The sequence below is a fragment of the Afipia birgiae 34632 genome, assembly GCF_000308295.2.
Lineage (GTDB): Bacteria > Pseudomonadota > Alphaproteobacteria > Rhizobiales > Xanthobacteraceae > Afipia > Afipia birgiae.
On sequence record NZ_HG326652.1, the window covers coordinates 1714217 to 1728954 of the forward strand.

The following is a 14738-nucleotide window of genomic DNA, read 5'->3' on the forward strand; positions in this document are numbered from 1 at the left end:
TTAACAGGGAGGACATTTCGAGGAACAGGGAAACTTCGCGCGCGCAACAGGGATTTTCGGAACAGGTAGGGCCAAATTGCAAAGCGAGCGCGGATTCGATTTCCAACCTATACAAGTTAGGTCACTTCGTTACGGCCTGAACGAGAACTGCGGAGGGCCGAGTTGATGCATCAGACCGGGACGCACAAGCTCGATCCAGTCGCACAACCGCGACCGCGTTTCGCGCGGGTGGATGAGGTCGTGGACCGAGAAGGCCTCGGCTTTGCCAAACGGAGATTGCAGCGCGGCGAACTGGTCTTCAAGTTCAAGCCGTTTTGCAGCGGGATCTGCGGCCGCGGCAATCTCATGCCGGAATGCAAGCGCGACACCACCTTCCACCGGCAGCGCACCGCTTTCGGCCGATGGCCATGCCAGTACATGACAACCCGATGGCATGTGGGCATAGTTGGCAAGCCCCATGCTCTTGCGCACCAGAACCGCCGCCCAGGGGATCGTGGACAGCGCTACAGAAATCAGCGCCGACGCGCCGTGCCTGATGGTGGCGTCGCAATCCGCATCGGGACCAATCATAAAGCCGGGCTCATCCACGAAGGTCACGATCGGCTGATGGAACGTCTGGCACAGGTCGACGAATTTCCGCAGCTTCTGGACTCCCGCGGCAGTGAGCGATCCAGCATTGTGCTTTGGGTCGCTGGCGAAGATGCCGACGACACAACCTGACAGCCGCGCGAAGCCGGTGATCTGGCCGGGGCCGTATTTCTTGCCTATCTCGAAGAACGAGCCGCGATCGACAATCGCCTCGACCACTTGCCGCATGTTGTAGATACGCTTGCGGTTGGCGGGAATAATGTGGGCAAGTTCTGGCGCTTCGCGGTTGGCCGGATCGTCGGTCGCGGCGCGCGGCGCCAACTCCCAGACGTTCTGCGGCATGTAGGACAAAAAGCGCTTAATGGATTCGAAGGCCGCGTCCTCATCCTCGACCACGTCATCGACAAGACCGCTTTTTTCGTGGATCTGCGCGCCACCCAGTTCTTCCTTCGTTAGCTTGACGCCGAGCGCACGCTCGACCAGCGCCGGACCGCCGGTCAGGATTTGCGATGTGGTCCGCGTCATCACCGTGTAGTGCGAGGCGACAAGTCGGCCGGCCGGAAATCCGGCAACCGCACCAACCGCAGCGCTCGCAACCGGCACGGTTCCAAGGCACCGCGCGATGGATTCGAAACGGCTGCGTTCGTAGACCGCTCCGGGGAGGGTTTTACCCCTTTTGCCTCCGGTCCCCGTGATGCTCGCGCCAGAACCTTCATGAAACAGCCGTATGCCGCTTCCTTGCCATCGATCTCATCCTCCATCCGAAAATCATACTTCAGGGAGGACCACTTCAAAGGGGGCAGATCAACCCGATTCGATATCAGTTGCCAGCAAGACTGGGTTTCCGACAGGGACACCCGTTCTTATTCGCCGTGCCGGCCCTCGACGCGCCGACGTTTGCCTTGCAATCTGCAACAGGCAGGCACGAGACGATTTCGCAGCCGAGATGTGAACGACCATATCCAGCTTTCACACCACTCATCGTGCCGAAATATCAGTTGGCATTGGATGCATATGCAGCAACGCAGATCGAATGTCCTCGCTTGTCAGCTCCCAGTCGTTGTCGAAATTCGCGACGATCTCTTTCATGAACCTCTCGGTCATCGACAACGCCTTCTGTTGATCGCCGTAATATTCGTTCAGTATTGCCAAAGACAATTGCATTGGCTCATCGCCTTCGTAACTCCATTCAAAGAAGCCGCTGCCATAAGTCCTGATATGGAGAACGTGATCCAGCGACTGCCCATCGACCGTCACGCGCACTCCGTCAATCGATCTCGTTCCCTTGAAAATACTCATGTCCTTGCCCTTCAAGCCTTTGCACGGGTATCGAACACAGGCCGCACGTACAGGCACCTATCGCGACAACCGCTCACAACCGTCACGAAAATGCTCGATATGCCAGAAACCCGCCATCCACCGGAAGTTCGACGCCGTTAACGTACGAAGCTTCATCGGATGACAGGAAGGCGATGGCTTCAGCGACTTCGGGAAAAAGACCAGTGCGCCCTAACGGGACCGACTTCAGAAGCTTTGGACGCAACTCCGGGTCGGCAGATGCAACAGATGTGCGCATCGGCGGCATCCACCCGGGAATAACCGCGTTGGAGCGGATGTTGTCCTTCGCGTAGTATCCCGATGCTGACTTCACGAGAAGAAGTATTGCCGCCTTTGCCGCATTGTATCCCATGTGGACGTAATCCGCGCCAACCTTTCCCGCGATGGATGAGACGGCAACGATTGATCCACCGCCAGCCTGGGCAATGGCCGGTGCTGAATGTTTGATGCCAAGGAACGTTCCACGAGCGTGGATCGCAATGAGACGATCAAAATATTCCGTATCCATGACATCCGGAATCATCCCGCTGATCCCCGCATTGCTAACAAGCCCGTCGAGCCTGCCATAGCTGGATACAGCGAAATTCACCGCACCGATCCAATCCGATTCATTGCAAACATCGAGATGAAAGACCGACGCAGATCCACCATCAGAAATGATCGACTGAGCAACTCGCGAAGCGTCTTCATCGAGTATGTCGCCGATAACAATGTTAGCTCCTTTGCGCGCCATAAGGCGCGCAGCGCTCTCACCAAGGCCGCTCGCCGCGCCGGAAATAAGAAAAGTCTTGCCCTGCAGCTTCATTAAAAGTCCTCATCTCTCGGTGACGCCGTAACACGTTGTTCTACTAAGGCAACGTTCCTATTTGTTGACCTGACTTTTCGGTTTGACATCGGGAAAGACCCATATGGCAAAAACCACGAACAGGCCAACCCCCACGGATACCAAAGCCGGTGCAATTAGTCCGATGCGATAGTCGTAAGCTGCGATACAGCAGGCAACAGCAAGAACAAGAATCGAAATCACAGACTTTATTTTGGCCATCATGATCTTATTCCTCGCTCAAATCATCGACAGCGTAGCTGCGACAGAAGAGGATCGACAAAGCATCACCAGCGCGACTGCTTGAACGCAGAGCAAGACCGTCAATCCACCGCGGCTGTCGATCCAACGCTCGGGAAACACATCAAGGATGGCAGGCACAAAGAGGAATATCCAACTTGCCATAAGAATGATGCTCGATACGCGAAGGGTAAGCGCAGCAAACAAAGCCGTTCCTGCGAGTAGCAAGAAGAGCAAGAAGATGTTCACGACCACCAGGCCAGTTCCGCTCGGGGTCGAGAGATTGTTTGCTCGCACACCCAAGGGCAGCATGCCGGAAATTGTCAGCCCGCTTAGACAACAGGCCAGCCAAAGAATGGAGAACCATCCCAGCGACACGAGATCCGGCTCCACTGTACGGGCAATCGAAAGCGCAGCTTCCATCGACGTTGCTCCCAACTTGCAATTTACTCAAAGCGACAGGCAAGCTCACTGGCTTTCCGCCAAGCGCTGCAATTTTAGCGTCGGTGTTTTTGCTGTTTTTCGCAGGCCCGACTTTACGTGCTTCCAGCTATTTCCATTGAAGACGTGTCCGAAGAAGCCGCGATCGAGATCGGACGTACCGTAGACCCAATCGAAAATCGGCGTTCCGATGCCCATATTGACTTCCATCATAATGGAGTGGTCATGATGGGCTTTATGATGCCTGCGCGCGGTGTTAACGATCGGACAGTTGATCAGGAACCAATTGTCTTCGACGTGGCAGCAAAAATGAACGAACTCGTACCACATATAACTGCCAATCACGCTCGCCATGACAAGCCAGCCAACGTTTGACGAGACGAGCAGACCGCAGATCACGGCGCTAGGCAGAGCAACGAGAAGCATGGTGGCCATTGTGAACGGCGGGAAGAAGGTGACACGCCAGTCCATGTGATCAGCAAAGCGCATCTCGTGGTCCGTGAAGAACTGATGATGCTGCAGCGTATGGCGATTGTAGAGCTCACGAAGCGCCCCATTCTGCGCAGGCCGGTGAAGCCACACACGATGGGCCCAGTATTCTCCGAACTGGTACGTCAAGAAAACAACAGGAACGGCGCCCCACGCCCACCACGCAACGTCATGCAAATTGGCAGCGCAGACGTAAATTACGGCGAAGCCGGAAACGAAGATCACAGCGACGTGAAGCCAGCCGTTATACCAAGTGGCGATCTGTTGACGATAGGTCGCACGATACGCGCGCTGCCTATCGGACATGGCTGATTTCTGCAGTTCCACGACCTTCCCTCCATCTAGCCGGATCAATTCAAGACCATCAGTCCCGCTTGCCGACATCTGAAATTTCAGTTGTCGCCCACATAGCCTCGGGGCGCGACACATGTCAAGTCTGTTGCAGTGGGCCCCCTCTACCGCGCGGCTGAGGGGTCATTTGCGTCGTTGCGATCGGACAAATGTTAGCTATGTGTACTCATATTGATCCATCCAAATCGAGAGAGCCATGGTCTGATGCTTCGCAAACATCATGTTCACAAACGACAAAAGCCGTTCGCAGCCGACGACGATGATTCAAATATCAGTCTGGCCGACCACGCCTATCGGGCTTTGGAGGAGATGATCGTTACCTTGCGATTGCAGCCGGGAGCAGCGCTTTCCGAACAAACTCTTGCCGGCCAATTGAGCATGGGCAGAACACCGATACGTGAAGCCTTGCGACGTCTGGAACGCGAAGGTTTGGTTCTCATTCTTCCACGAAGGGGAGTTCTGGTCAGCGAATTGAACGTTCACAAGCAGCTTAGTCTTCTGGAAATGCGAAGGGAGACTGAACGTTTGCTTGCGCGACTGTCCGCCGAACGCGCCAGTCCAGAACAGAGGAAGGAATTTGCTAACATCGGCTCGAATCTGCGGCAGCTTACCGAGGACACCGATGAAACGATATTTGGTCGCTGGGACAATCGACTGACCGAGCTGGAATATGAGGCGTCTCAAAATGAGTTTGCTGCTAAATCCATGGCGTTACTGCACGGCCTATCGAGGCGATTTTGGGTGAAGTATCATAGAAGACATGCAAGCTTGGTTGATACCGCCGTGTTGCACGCGAATTTGGCCGAACAAATTTGCAGAGGTAACGCGAAATCAGCAGCGGCAGCATCCGATAAATTATTGGATTATATCGAGGAATTTACCAGAAACACTGTCGTGTAGCCTCAGTTCAGATTCCCGATGCCAGCGCGAATGGAAAGAAGGTGTCTAACTGAGAAGCGGACTTCTGGCTCGTCGTAGTCTTCAAAGGAACGAAAATGACACGCGGTTTGTCGACCAACGTTTCCTAACGATCACGAGATGCTGGCGCAGGGCCGTTTACGACGCGCTCTGCAATGATGTCACCTGGAGGTTGAGAAGGTTTCGAGCATTCGCGAGCGCGTCGACCTAAATCATGTTCGGTCAAAGAATGCGGATTCCCTTCGCAACCATGCCGTCAAACAGAAATCCGACACCTGCCGATTCGAATGTACGCAGCAGGGTCGCGAGCGTTCCAGAATACAATAGCGACTGACGTTGCCCCCATGTTTTATCCAGTTCTGAGTTCGCTCCGGCGGTTGGATTGGCCCGTGTGGGCGATGAATGCGGATGACGTCTGCCATCCGAGCCGCGAGTGTGGACGGTTGTCGTTGTAGTCGTCGCGCCAGCCCCGCAAGCGCCACGCGGGCCTGGGCCAATGACGTGAACAATGTCTCGTTGAGCAATTCATCTCTGAGCCGACCGTTGAAGGATTCGATGAAGGCATTCTGCATGGGTTTCCCCGGCACGATGTAGTGCCATTCAACACGGGTTTGATCAGCCCATGCCAGGATGGCGTTGCTGGTGAGTTCGCTGCCATTGTCGCTGACCACCATCTTCGGCTTAGCATCGTGACACCGTCAACGAAAACACTCGCGCTGTTCGGAAGACATTCTATCGTTTTTGCTCCCGGCCATCACTGTCGGAGCCCCAGCCACGCTTTTCTCTATCTCGTTTTATGGCTGCTGAATTTCAACTCGTTGTATCGATCCAAAACGGTTTTGGTTGCCGCCGCCGTTAGAAGGCGCCCCGTCTCCGGCTCAAGTCCGCTACGATACCAAAGCAGCATATTTCCATCATGAAGCGACATAAAGGCGAGAACAAACTCCTTCGTGGAAGCTGCTTTCGGGATTTCCCCGCAAGCTTTAGCTTCGCTAAGAATCTCTTCGAGAACACCACGCAAGTTGTCGTATATCTTCGCTATCCGGTTAGTAACTTTTCCCTTGCGATTTGCTGATTCAATCGAGGTCAGCATCAGAATGGCTAGATCGTTGGGATAACTCGCAGCCCAGCGAGCTTGAGAAAAATTGAACTCGACGAACTTGTCAGCAGCGGATCCCGGACAACTTCTCACGACTTCAGCGGTCCTTGCGATAGAGCGCACCTCAATGTCGTCCAATATCTGAAGCAGGAGTCGTTCCTTGCTCTTAAAATAGTAGTAAACAGTACCCTTCGTAAATTTTGCGGCTGCAGCGATTTCCTCCAGACTCGCATTTGCGTAACCATTTCTCGCAAACAGACGAACGGCCGCCTCCTTGATCTGCACGATGCTGACGGCGGGATCATTTCTTGTACGTCCCTTCGCCCTCACCATAAATCACCACTCCTGGTCGCGAATCTAAACCTCAATCGGACCACTATTTTAGGACTGACTCAAGAGCGCGGCCTAAAGAACCTCAGGGACGGCAATACTATCCAGCACTCGCCGCCCCTTTGGATTTCCTCGGTCAATTTCCAGCGATTGTCTTGAATTTTCCGCCAGATACTTGAATGGTCTTGAGAGAATCTTTTCCGAATCCCTCGTGGTCGTCCTTCGTATAGCAGATGCGGCCATCGAGATACGGACTGTCCGACGTACACACGCTCTCAAGCGCATCACGAATCGAGTCACCCGTCACGGGGCCCTTGATCTTCTTCAACGCATCGAACAATGCGGTTGCCGCTGCCGTCGTCAGAAGTTCGCCGAAGCCCGCCGGGGTCTTTCCGTTCGAGCGCAACAGCGTATCGAGCGCCTTCAGCTTGGGCGACGGATCGTCCCAGTTTGCGATCGACACCATCATCACGCCATTGGCGGCGTCGCCCGCTGCGTCGATGAAGGACCGCTGCACCAGCGCGCCTGCGGCAACGACTGGAGCGGAAAGACCGACCTGCTTGGCGGCACGCATGAACGATGCGCCCATCACCGGAGACGAAGTCCACAGCAGTACGGCATCCGGATTGGAATTGCGGATTTTGGCCGCCGCAGCCGTCAGATCGACCGTGTTCCCTGGAGCGCTGACCGACGAGACGATCTCGACATTCTTCTCGCCAGCAAGTTTTGTGGCGTAGGTCGAGGAATTCTTGCCGTAGGCATCCTCCTGATACATGATCGCAACGCGCTTGTATCCGGCCTTGAAGATGCCGAGTTCCATCGCGCCAGCGACAAGCATCTCGTCATGCGTGCATGTGCGGAATATCCACGGGAAATATCCACTCGTCTTGGATGTGACCGGGATCGCACCCACCGGCGCCAGAACCGGAACATGGGCCGCGGCGGCAATCGGCATCAAGGCAAGTGCGCTCGATCCGATCGTCGGCCCGACGATCGCCTGCACCTTTTCCTGCTGGATCAGCTTGGTGGCACCGCGCGCCGCCTCGGTCGGGTTGGTCTGCTCATCGTAGTAGACCAGATCAATCTTCCGCGTTCCCGCTTCAGCGTTGTGCTTCTCGACGAGAAGTTTGAGAGCATCTCGCTCGGGAATTCCGAAAGCCGCCGCTGGTCCGTTCAAGCTCAGGATCACGCCGACCTTGACGGGATCGTCAGCCCGCGCCGGCGCCTGGAACATAGCCGCCGCCATCGTCGCAGCAATAGTTGTTTTCACTAGTGTCCTGAATTTCATTCTGTAACTCCTCCCTTTCATGGTTCCTACTCGCTCAGGAATGCATCGAGCATGTCGCTTCTTTCGCTCAGATCTGCTCCATCGCCTTCCGCACGGCGCTCACCATGCGAAAGGACGAAATATCGGTCCGCGATTTGGGCAGCGAATGGCAGGTTCTGCTCTGCGACCAGAAGTGCGAGGCCCTCCTTCCTGAGCGCCTCGAACGCACGCTGCAGGTGATCGAACATCACCGGCGCGAGTCCCTGAGACGGTTCATCTAGAAGGAGAATTGAAGGTTCGCGACCAAGCGCCATGGCGATCGCAAGCATCTGCTGTTCGCCTCCACTGAGCGAACCGGCGGATGCTGCACGGCGCTCATGCAGAATCGGAAACAGATCGAACAGATGTTGACGCACGCTCGGGCGGCGGTCGCGCTTCGACAGGCGCAAACCGATCTCGATATTTTCCTCAACGCTCATCTGCGCGAACACATTCCCGCGCCGCTCGGGAACAAAGGCAAGACCGGTCGCCGCCCGCACCGGTGCCGGCAAATGACCGATTTGACGACCACTCAGCGTCACCTCGCCGCGGGACCGCACGCTTCCCGCGAGCGCGCCGAGAAGGCTGCTCTTGCCCGCACCATTTGCGCCGAGCACAACACACAGCTCGCCCGATGATACGGTGACATTGACGCTAAACACGACCTCAATGCTTCCATGAAAGGCATGGATCGACTTCGCGACCAGGGTTTCGCCCGAAGCGCGCACCGATTCAGCCATCTGCCGTCTCTCGATGCTTGGCATGCGACGTTCCAAGATAGGCATCGACAAATGCCTGACTCTCCAGAAGATCCTGCGCTTGGCCTTCCAGCAGGATCGAACCCCGATCGAGCACGATGATGTTGTCCGAAAGGGCGCGGACCATCGCAAAATTATGCTCGACGAGAAGAATTCCGACGCCAGACTTGGCGACGCGGCGAATTTCCTCGCTCAGCAGATGTTGTTCGTCCCTGCTGAGGCCTGCAGCCGGTTCGTCCAGCAACAGATACTTCGGCTCGTTGGCGATCGCGCGTGCCACTTCCACAAGCCGGACCTGTCCCATCGGCAGTTCGCCAAGGGCCATATGCCTTAGAGACGACAGACGGAAGTCCGCGAGCACTTTTTCCCCACGCTCCCGGAATGTGTCTTCTTCTTTTTCGGCGGTTGGCAGCCGCAGCAGCGTCGACAAAAATCCGGCGCGCACCTGCGGATAGAATCCGCACAGGACGGCCTCTTCGACTCTCACATGCGGATCGAAGCGTGGAGTCTGGAATGTGCGCGCGATTCCGGCTGAGATGCGCCGGTGCGTGGGAACGCCCTCCAGATTCCATCCATCAACGGAGACGGAGCCGGATACGGGAATGACCATGCCGGTAATAGTGTTGAACAGCGTGCTCTTGCCCGAACCGTTGGGTCCGATCACCGTCACGATGCGACCCGGCTCGATGGTGGCGGAAACGCCGTTCAGCGCGACGACGCCGCCAAAACGCACGCTGGCATTCGATACTTCAATTGTCATTGCGGCCTCGCTTCAGGCTGGGTAACCGCAAACCGAGCAGGCCGCTGGGCGCGAGAACGAGCGTCAGAACGAGCGCCGCGCCGAAAAACATTCCCTGGGTTTCCGCAGCCGGCAGATACAACGTCACAAGGAGAAGAATCGTCGCGCCTACGATGGGGCCAAGGAAAGCCTGCGCACCGCCGACAACCGCCATCAGCAGCGCCTGAATGGAAACATGCGTGGCGAGAGAGTCCGGACCAATGAACGTCAGGTGATGCGCGTAAAGCCAACCTGCTATGCCCGCCAGCGCCGCCGACAGGGAGAACATCAGCGCAAGCACATGCGGAACATTCGCGCCATCGGCCGAAGCCCGCAGTTGATCGTGACGAGCGGTCCGAACAGCTCGCCCCGTCGCCGAATCCATCAGATTGACATACAAGGCCATCACGACCAGCACAGCGCCCCACGCGAGGAAGTGCATGCTCTGCGCATCAGGCGCGAGCGACAACCGGGGAATGCCGGACAATCCGATATAGCCGCCGGTGAAATCACCACCCTCGCGAACGCCCAGTTCGATCAGACTGCTGATGAGAAGCGTGGCGATCGATAGCGGCAAGGGCGACAGCCGCACCAACGATCGCGCGATGAGATAAGCAAGCAGAACCGGAACAACGATCGCTGTGATCAGGCCAAGCCACGGCGACAACCCGAAACGCGTGGTCAGGATTCCCGTTCCAAACGCACCGAGGGAAGCAAAAGCCGCCGTCGCCATGGAGAGAATACCGGCCTGTCCGTAGGCCAGACCGACCGACAGCGCCATCAACGAAAAAATCGCGATCAGGATCGAGTTGTCGAGCCAGAACGGACGGCTGATGACGACGAATGAAACCGGTACGAGGATAGTAGCGAGAACAAGTGTCGATCGTTGACGGCGAAGCAATGATCCGATCATGCGCGGCCTCCAGCCGGATGACCGACATTGGCTCTACCAAGAGTCAGAACAACCAGAATGAAAATAAGTGGTGCCGCCGTGCCGAGGCCGGAGGGAAGATAGCCGGTGCAGAGCGCTTCCACCGCGCCGATGGCGACACCGCCGAGAAAGCCGCGCAGCGGACTATGCATTCCAAGGATCGTGGCGGCGCCAAAGCCTGTGATCGTCAGGCTGAGGCCCGCGCTGTAGCTTGTGCCGGTTGAATAGAGGATCAGAACTCCGGCGATACCAGCGAGCAATCCGCCAATCATGTAGGTTGCTACGGCAACCCGACGGAAACGGATTCCCGCAAGCTCCGCCGCTGCGGGATTAGCCGCACAAGCGCGCATATCCCGGCCATATGGCGTATAGTTCAGCCAGATGAAAAGCACTGAAAGAAGCACAATCGCAATCGCCACATTGATCGCCGCCTGCGGGCTGACATGGATGAACCCGAGTTTCCAGAACGACTGGAATGGCTGGCGGATCATCGGATTCTGGCCATACATGGTGAGAACCAGCGATTCCAGAAATGTCGACAAGCCGAATGTCATCAGAACAATGGTCAGCGGATCCTTGCGGCGCGCAGCGCCCGCGTGTTGCGCAAGAAGCGCAATGACAAACGACGCGGCGACCGTCGAAAGCAGGCCGAGCGTGATACCCAGAACCGGCTCGAACATCGCCGCCATCGCCGCCGCGAGAACGGCGTATGCCCCGACGGAAAGATCGACAGTGTCCGTGGTGATGAAAAGCAGGCTGATCGGAAACGCCAGGAGACCATAGGTGGCCCCGAGAAGCGCGCCGCGCATCAGAAATTCGAGAATCTCCGCTATCATGCCGCCCCCACAAGCTGCAACTGACGCCCCGCCGCAAAACGCTCCCACAACTCTGCACGCCTTGTTTCTGTCGCCTTTGCCGTACGCTCCCGCACATGGCCATATCCGCGCAGATGTTCCGGCAGAGATGCGATCTCGATCGCGGCGGCGTGCTTCTCCTCGCTGAGACCGTTGAGCAACCGCTCGATATCGGCCTCGTACTGCGCGATTTCCTTCAGCGCGAGGCGGCGCTCGTCGGAGCGCGCAAAGGGATCGAGAACGCTGCCACGAAGGAAACGCAGGCTGGAAAGAACGCGAAACACCGGCAGGACCCATGCACCGATCTCGGTCTTGGCCGGCACACCCGTGGTCTCATCTCGACGCTCGAATGGCCCTGCGCCCAGATGAAAACGCAGCCGGAAATCGCCGTCGAACGTTTCCTCTAGTCCGCGCCGGAAGGCTGGCGCGGAGTAAAGCCGCGCCACCTCGAACTCATCCTTGTAGGCAAGGAGCTTGTAATAATAGCGCGCCACAGCCATCGACAGATCGTCGCCCAGTCCAAGCCGCCGCTCTCCTTCGACTACACGCATGACAAGGTTGCGATAGCGATCGGCATATGCAGCGTTCTGATAGCCGGTCAGATCGGCGCAACGTCGCTTCAGTATGTCCTCCAGCGCATCCCGTCGTGGCGCGACCATCGCATCGCTTGCATCGACATGCGGCGCGGTCGGCAATTTCGACATGTCGTGCGCGGCAAGCCGTCCCCATGCAAAGCTTGCCATGTTGAGTTTCACGGCTGCCCCATTGAGCTGGATCGCCTGTTCGATGGATGCACGCGAAATCGGAATCCATCCGCTCTGCCAAGCGTAACCCAGAAGCAGCATGTTGGCTCCAATCGGATCGCCAACCAGCACGCGCGCAAGATCGGCAGCGCGAATGGCGCGCGCTTCGTGTGACACTGCGGCGACCCGATCGACCAGCGCATCGCCATCGACATGCCAGTCCGGATTGTCGGTGAAATCACGCGTCGGACTCACCTCGGCGCCAAGAATCGCGCGCGTGCGCGTCGGCTCCATCTTCTCGATGGCCTCCTGCGACGCGGCAACGATCAGATCGCAACCGATGACGATATCCGCCTCGCCCTCCGCCAGACGATAGCTGTGCAACTGGGCCCTTTCGCGCGCGAGCCGGATATGTGACATCACCGCCCCGTACTTCTGGGCGAGACCCGTGAGATCGAGCGTTGCGGCATGGATGCCATCGAGATGACCCGCCATGCCGATGATGGCGCCAAGCGTGATCACGCCCGTGCCGCCAATGCCGGTCACCAGCATTCCGATCGCACGCTCAAGCGGCGGCAATTGCGGCTCCGGCAGCGAGCTTGTGTCCGGAATCACCAGATCCTTGACTGCGGGCTTGCGAACCTTGCCCCCGACAACCGTCACGAAGCTCGGACAGAAGCCTTTCACGCATGACAGATCGGTGTTGCAGGACGCCTGATTGATGCGTCGCTTGCGGCCGTATTCCGTCTCCAGCGGCTCGATGGACAGGCAGTTGGACTTGTCGCCACAATCGCCGCAGCCTTCGCAAACAGCCGGGTTGATGAAACTACGCTTCTCGGATTCCGCGAACTTTCCGCGCTTGCGCAGACGGCGACGTTCAGTGGCGCACATCTGATCATAGATCAGCACGGTCACGCCGCTCTTCTCGCGTAGTTCGCGCTGCACGGCGTCGAGCCGGTCGCGATGGTGAACGAGAATACCTCCGGGAAGCGCCTGAGCGGAATACTTTTCCGGATCGTCAGTCACGATCGATATCTGCGCCACGCCTTCAGCCAGCAGTTCGGTCGCGATCTGACGCGGCGTCAGTTCGCCCTCGATCGGCTGGCCGCCGGTCATCGACACGAAGCCGTTCAGCAGCAGCTTGTAGGTGATGGTTACTTTCGCGGCGATAGCCTGCCTGATCGCCAGGAACCCGGAATGATAGTAGGTGCCATCGCCGATATTGGCGAACATGTGTGGCGTGTCAGTGAAAGGCGACATGCCCATCCACATCGCGCCTTCAGCACCCATATGTGCAATCGGTCCGGTGAGCATGGGATTGCGGAGCAGCGCAATCGAATGACAGCCGATGCCCGCGAGCGCGAGGCTACCATCAGGCAGCCTCGTGGACGTGCTGTGCGGGCATCCGGAACAGAAGGTCGGCGCGCGCTCGACGACAGAATTCGCGATCAGTCTAGAGAAATGAGACGACTTCGGCTCAAGGCCAAGAATCTTCCGAAGCCGTGCTGCGATGTCGTCCGGGCTCAGTTCGCCCACCATTGAAAAGGCTTCCGCACCGCGCGAAGGCGACCAGACGTTGTCGCCTTCGAACTTCCCGATGATCTTCGGCCGCGTCGCATCGTCAAACAGGATCGTCTTGATCTGGTCTTCCAGCAGCGGGCGCTTTTCTTCGATGACAAGAATGGTCTGCAGCCCGCGTGCGAAGGTGCGCACGATCTCCGGATCGAGGGGCCACACCATGCCGATCTTGAGCACGCGGATGTTGCCGACCGGATAACCGTCCGCCGCAAGGCGCTCCAGCGCCAGCCGCGTATCACCATAGGACTTTCCCGCCGAGACGATGCCGATGGTGGCATTCGGCGCAGCCACACGAATATCATTTAGATGATTAAGGCGCGCATAATCAAGTGCAGCCGGAAGCCGAAGGCCATAGAGCGCCTCCTCCTGGGACTTCGGCATGGCAATGCGCTTGATATGCGCATCGGCCGAGACAGGCGCTGGGAGAACAATGCGCGGACTGTCCGGCCCAACAGTGACGGAACTCGTACCTTCCACCACATCGGTCACGAGCTTCATCGAAACCCAGCAACCCGCATAGCGGCTCATCGCAATGCCATGCAGGCCGTAATCGAGAATCTCCTGCACATTCGACGGATAGATAACCGGGATACCTGCGGCGATCAGCGCGTAATCGGATTGATGCGCTTGCGTGGACGATTTTGCGCCGTGATCGTCGCCGGCCAGTGCGAGCACGCCGCCGAGCGGCGCCGTTCCCGCGGCGTTGGCGTGTTTCAGTGCATCACCGCTGCGATCCACGCCGGGGCCCTTGCCGTACCAGATTCCGAATACGCCGCTGACACGTGCGCCGGGAAAGTTGGCGGTTTGCTGTGTACCCCACACCGCTGTCGCGGCAAGGTCCTCGTTAATGGCGGGCTGAAAGCGGATGTTCGATTTTTTGAGTAGATCGCCAACCTGCCAGAGTTCCATATCGAGTCTGCCGAGCGGCGAGCCGCGATAGCCCGAAATAAAGCCAGCCGTATTCAGTCCTGCGAGCGCGTCACGCGACTGCTGCTGCAATGGCAAACGGACCAGCGCCTGATTTCCCGACAGGAAAACCTCGCCTACCTCCTGCACATATTTGTCAGCCAGCGTGATCTCGGGGCGGGCTGGCGCTGGGCTGGCATTTGCCGTTGTCATGACGCGAACGTTCCAAACAGGGTTGGCGGAAGAAGCGGCCGCGCGATTTCACGC

14 protein-coding genes and 1 pseudogene are annotated in these 14738 nt (G+C 57.6%); 1 reads left to right on the forward strand and 14 read right to left on the reverse strand.

What is annotated here, in order from left to right; genetic code table 11:
* Nucleotides 1-129 precede the first annotated feature (129 nt).
* The 6 genes from BN32_RS08225 to BN32_RS08250 form a co-directional block, all read right to left on the reverse strand.
* A complete protein-coding gene (locus BN32_RS08225; protein WP_084494557.1) occupies nt 130-1317 on the reverse strand; it encodes a carboxyl transferase domain-containing protein in 1188 nt (395 codons plus the stop codon).
* 249 nt (nt 1318-1566) lie between these two features.
* Entirely contained in the window at nt 1567-1887 is a 321-nt protein-coding gene (locus BN32_RS08230) for a DUF6166 domain-containing protein (RefSeq protein ID WP_040426146.1), read from the reverse strand.
* A gap of 82 nt (nt 1888-1969) precedes the next feature.
* The gene (locus BN32_RS08235; RefSeq protein ID WP_019197677.1) at nt 1970-2731 is read right to left on the reverse strand and encodes an SDR family NAD(P)-dependent oxidoreductase; all 762 of its coding nucleotides are present in this window, start codon (nt 2729-2731) and stop codon (nt 1970-1972) included.
* 57 nt (nt 2732-2788) lie between these two features.
* Nucleotides 2789-2974: a hypothetical protein gene (locus tag BN32_RS08240; protein ID WP_040425579.1), complete on the reverse strand. Its 186-nt coding sequence runs from the start codon at nt 2972-2974 to the stop codon at nt 2789-2791.
* A 15-nt stretch (nt 2975-2989) separates the two neighbouring features.
* A complete protein-coding gene (locus tag BN32_RS08245; protein ID WP_019197679.1) occupies nt 2990-3412 on the reverse strand; it encodes a hypothetical protein in 423 nt (140 codons plus the stop codon).
* Between the two features lie 45 nt (nt 3413-3457).
* Nucleotides 3458-4246: a sterol desaturase family protein gene (locus tag BN32_RS08250; RefSeq protein WP_040426148.1), complete on the reverse strand. Its 789-nt coding sequence runs from the start codon at nt 4244-4246 to the stop codon at nt 3458-3460.
* A gap of 228 nt (nt 4247-4474) precedes the next feature.
* Here BN32_RS08250 and BN32_RS08255 point away from each other — a divergent pair, with 228 nt between their 5' ends.
* Nucleotides 4475-5170: a GntR family transcriptional regulator gene (locus tag BN32_RS08255; RefSeq protein WP_019197681.1), complete on the forward strand. Its 696-nt coding sequence runs from the start codon at nt 4475-4477 to the stop codon at nt 5168-5170.
* Between the two features lie 367 nt (nt 5171-5537).
* On the opposite strand, the pseudogene BN32_RS26105 reads toward BN32_RS08255, so the two are convergent.
* The 8 genes and pseudogenes from BN32_RS26105 to BN32_RS08290 form a co-directional block, all read right to left on the reverse strand.
* A pseudogene (locus BN32_RS26105) lies at nt 5538-5871 on the reverse strand (transposase family protein); the annotation flags it as partial.
* 101 nt (nt 5872-5972) lie between these two features.
* Nucleotides 5973-6620, reverse strand: coding sequence for a TetR/AcrR family transcriptional regulator (locus tag BN32_RS08260; RefSeq protein WP_019197683.1), 648 nt, complete (start codon nt 6618-6620; stop codon nt 5973-5975).
* A 133-nt stretch (nt 6621-6753) separates the two neighbouring features.
* Nucleotides 6754-7905 (reverse strand): ABC transporter substrate-binding protein, encoded by a 1152-nt coding sequence (locus tag BN32_RS08265; RefSeq protein WP_244438114.1) that lies wholly within the window; start codon nt 7903-7905, stop codon nt 6754-6756.
* A gap of 26 nt (nt 7906-7931) precedes the next feature.
* On the reverse strand, nt 7932-8663 hold the full coding sequence (locus BN32_RS08270) for an ABC transporter ATP-binding protein (RefSeq protein WP_019197685.1): 732 nt from the start codon (nt 8661-8663) through the stop codon (nt 7932-7934).
* Nucleotides 8656-9441: an ABC transporter ATP-binding protein gene (locus tag BN32_RS08275; protein ID WP_019197686.1), complete on the reverse strand. Its 786-nt coding sequence runs from the start codon at nt 9439-9441 to the stop codon at nt 8656-8658. Before BN32_RS08275 ends, BN32_RS08270 begins: the two co-directional genes overlap by 8 nt.
* On the reverse strand, nt 9431-10372 hold the full coding sequence (locus tag BN32_RS08280) for a branched-chain amino acid ABC transporter permease (RefSeq protein ID WP_019197687.1): 942 nt from the start codon (nt 10370-10372) through the stop codon (nt 9431-9433). Before BN32_RS08280 ends, BN32_RS08275 begins: the two co-directional genes overlap by 11 nt.
* Nucleotides 10369-11226 carry a branched-chain amino acid ABC transporter permease gene (locus BN32_RS08285; protein ID WP_019197688.1) on the reverse strand — a complete coding sequence of 286 codons (858 nt, stop codon included), beginning with the start codon at nt 11224-11226 and terminating at the stop codon, nt 10369-10371. Before BN32_RS08285 ends, BN32_RS08280 begins: the two co-directional genes overlap by 4 nt.
* Nucleotides 11223-14684: an indolepyruvate ferredoxin oxidoreductase family protein gene (locus BN32_RS08290; protein ID WP_019197689.1), complete on the reverse strand. Its 3462-nt coding sequence runs from the start codon at nt 14682-14684 to the stop codon at nt 11223-11225. The genes BN32_RS08285 and BN32_RS08290 overlap by 4 nt, the downstream gene beginning before the upstream one ends.
* Between the last annotated feature and the right edge of the window lie 54 nt (nt 14685-14738).

What these genes read in the sequence shown, in the direction of transcription:
- BN32_RS08230 (WP_040426146.1), bottom strand. Translation starts at nt 1,887, where the DNA reads ATGAGTATTTTCAAGGGAACGAGATCGATTGACGGAGTGCGCGTGACG.
- BN32_RS08235 (WP_019197677.1), bottom strand. Translation starts at nt 2,731, where the DNA reads ATGAAGCTGCAGGGCAAGACTTTTCTTATTTCCGGCGCGGCGAGCGGC.
- BN32_RS08240 (WP_040425579.1), bottom strand. Translation starts at nt 2,974, where the DNA reads ATGATGGCCAAAATAAAGTCTGTGATTTCGATTCTTGTTCTTGCTGTT.
- BN32_RS08245 (WP_019197679.1), bottom strand. Translation starts at nt 3,412, where the DNA reads ATGGAAGCTGCGCTTTCGATTGCCCGTACAGTGGAGCCGGATCTCGTG.
- BN32_RS08255 (WP_019197681.1), top strand. Translation starts at nt 4,475, where the DNA reads ATGCTTCGCAAACATCATGTTCACAAACGACAAAAGCCGTTCGCAGCC.
- BN32_RS08260 (WP_019197683.1), bottom strand. Translation starts at nt 6,620, where the DNA reads ATGGTGAGGGCGAAGGGACGTACAAGAAATGATCCCGCCGTCAGCATC.
- BN32_RS08265 (WP_244438114.1), bottom strand. Translation starts at nt 7,905, where the DNA reads ATGAAATTCAGGACACTAGTGAAAACAACTATTGCTGCGACGATGGCG.
- BN32_RS08270 (WP_019197685.1), bottom strand. Translation starts at nt 8,663, where the DNA reads ATGGCTGAATCGGTGCGCGCTTCGGGCGAAACCCTGGTCGCGAAGTCG.
- BN32_RS08275 (WP_019197686.1), bottom strand. Translation starts at nt 9,441, where the DNA reads ATGACAATTGAAGTATCGAATGCCAGCGTGCGTTTTGGCGGCGTCGTC.
- BN32_RS08280 (WP_019197687.1), bottom strand. Translation starts at nt 10,372, where the DNA reads ATGATCGGATCATTGCTTCGCCGTCAACGATCGACACTTGTTCTCGCT.
- BN32_RS08285 (WP_019197688.1), bottom strand. Translation starts at nt 11,226, where the DNA reads ATGATAGCGGAGATTCTCGAATTTCTGATGCGCGGCGCGCTTCTCGGG.
- BN32_RS08290 (WP_019197689.1), bottom strand. Translation starts at nt 14,684, where the DNA reads ATGACAACGGCAAATGCCAGCCCAGCGCCAGCCCGCCCCGAGATCACG.